This is a genomic window from Pseudomonas aphyarum (genome assembly GCF_028657055.1).
GTDB classification, from domain to species: domain Bacteria; phylum Pseudomonadota; class Gammaproteobacteria; order Pseudomonadales; family Pseudomonadaceae; genus Aquipseudomonas; species Aquipseudomonas aphyarum.
Genome location: NZ_JAMDGS010000020.1, coordinates 1 through 2,500, shown reverse-complemented (window position 1 = coordinate 2,500; position 2,500 = coordinate 1). Strand labels below are relative to the sequence as shown.

Annotated in this window: 1 rRNA gene (cut by a window edge); it reads left to right on the top strand. The window is 52.2% G+C overall.

What is annotated here, in order from left to right:
* Positions 1-2,481 (top strand): 23S ribosomal RNA (locus tag M5G18_RS27390) (it extends 410 nt beyond the left edge of the window).
* Positions 2,482-2,500 lie beyond the last annotated feature (19 nt).

Genomic DNA, 2,500 nt, shown 5'->3' with positions numbered 1-2,500 from the left:
CCAAGGCTAAATACTACTGACTGACCGATAGTGAACTAGTACCGTGAGGGAAAGGCGAAAAGAACCCCGGAGAGGGGAGTGAAATAGATCCTGAAACCGTATGCGTACAAGCAGTGGGAGCAGACTTTGTTCTGTGACTGCGTACCTTTTGTATAATGGGTCAGCGACTTATTTTCAGTGGCGAGCTTAACCGAATAGGGGAGGCGTAGCGAAAGCGAGTCTTAATAGGGCGTCTAGTCGCTGGGAATAGACCCGAAACCGGGCGATCTATCCATGGGCAGGTTGAAGGTTAGGTAACACTGACTGGAGGACCGAACCGACTACCGTTGAAAAGTTAGCGGATGACCTGTGGATCGGAGTGAAAGGCTAATCAAGCTCGGAGATAGCTGGTTCTCCTCGAAAGCTATTTAGGTAGCGCCTCATGTATCACTGTAGGGGGTAGAGCACTGTTTCGGCTAGGGGGTCATCCCGACTTACCAAACCGATGCAAACTCCGAATACCTACAAGTGCCGAGCATGGGAGACACACGGCGGGTGCTAACGTCCGTCGTGAAAAGGGAAACAACCCAGACCGTCAGCTAAGGTCCCAAAGTTATGGTTAAGTGGGAAACGATGTGGGAAGGCTTAGACAGCTAGGAGGTTGGCTTAGAAGCAGCCACCCTTTAAAGAAAGCGTAATAGCTCACTAGTCGAGTCGGCCTGCGCGGAAGATGTAACGGGGCTCAAACCATACACCGAAGCTACGGGTATCACGTAAGTGATGCGGTAGAGGAGCGTTCTGTAAGCCTGTGAAGGTGAGTTGAGAAGCTTGCTGGAGGTATCAGAAGTGCGAATGCTGACATGAGTAACGACAATGGGTGTGAAAAACACCCACGCCGAAAGACCAAGGTTTCCTGCGCAACGTTAATCGACGCAGGGTTAGTCGGTCCCTAAGGCGAGGCTGAAAAGCGTAGTCGATGGAAAACAGGTTAATATTCCTGTACTTCTGGTTATTGCGATGGAGGGACGGAGAAGGCTAGGCCAGCTTGGCGTTGGTTGTCCAAGTTTAAGGTGGTAGGCTGGAATCTTAGGTAAATCCGGGATTCTAAGGCCGAGAGCTGATGACGAGTTGCCTTTAGGCGACGAAGTGGTTGATGCCATGCTTCCAAGAAAAGCTTCTAAGCTTCAGATAACCAGGAACCGTACCCCAAACCGACACAGGTGGTTGGGTAGAGAATACCAAGGCGCTTGAGAGAACTCGGGTGAAGGAACTAGGCAAAATGGCACCGTAACTTCGGGAGAAGGTGCGCCGGTGAGGGTGAAGCACTTGCTGCGTAAGCCCACGCCGGTCGAAGATACCAGGCCGCTGCGACTGTTTATTAAAAACACAGCACTCTGCAAACACGAAAGTGGACGTATAGGGTGTGACGCCTGCCCGGTGCCGGAAGGTTAATTGATGGGGTTAGCTAACGCGAAGCTCTTGATCGAAGCCCCGGTAAACGGCGGCCGTAACTATAACGGTCCTAAGGTAGCGAAATTCCTTGTCGGGTAAGTTCCGACCTGCACGAATGGCGTAACGATGGCGGCGCTGTCTCCACCCGAGACTCAGTGAAATTGAAATCGCTGTGAAGATGCAGTGTATCCGCGGCTAGACGGAAAGACCCCGTGAACCTTTACTATAGCTTTGCACTGGACTTTGAATTTGCTTGTGTAGGATAGGTGGGAGGCTTTGAAGCGTGGACGCCAGTTCGCGTGGAGCCATCCTTGAAATACCACCCTGGCAACTTTGAGGTTCTAACTCAGGTCCGTTATCCGGATCGAGGACAGTGTATGGTGGGTAGTTTGACTGGGGCGGTCTCCTCCTAAAGAGTAACGGAGGAGTACGAAGGTGCGCTCAGACCGGTCGGAAATCGGTCGTAGAGTATAAAGGCAAAAGCGCGCTTGACTGCGAGACAGACACGTCGAGCAGGTACGAAAGTAGGTCTTAGTGATCCGGTGGTTCTGTATGGAAGGGCCATCGCTCAACGGATAAAAGGTACTCCGGGGATAACAGGCTGATACCGCCCAAGAGTTCATATCGACGGCGGTGTTTGGCACCTCGATGTCGGCTCATCACATCCTGGGGCTGAAGCCGGTCCCAAGGGTATGGCTGTTCGCCATTTAAAGTGGTACGCGAGCTGGGTTTAGAACGTCGTGAGACAGTTCGGTCCCTATCTGCCGTGGACGTTTGAGATTTGAGAGGGGCTGCTCCTAGTACGAGAGGACCGGAGTGGACGAACCTCTGGTGTTCCGGTTGTCACGCCAGTGGCATTGCCGGGTAGCTATGTTCGGGAAAGATAACCGCTGAAAGCATCTAAGCGGGAAACTTGCCTCAAGATGAGATCTCACTGGAACCTTGAGTTCCCTGAAGGGCCGTCGAAGACTACGACGTTGATAGGTTGGGTGTGTAAGCGCTGTGAGGCGTTGAGCTAACCAATACTAATTGCCCGTGAGGCTTGACCATATAACACCCAAGCAATTTG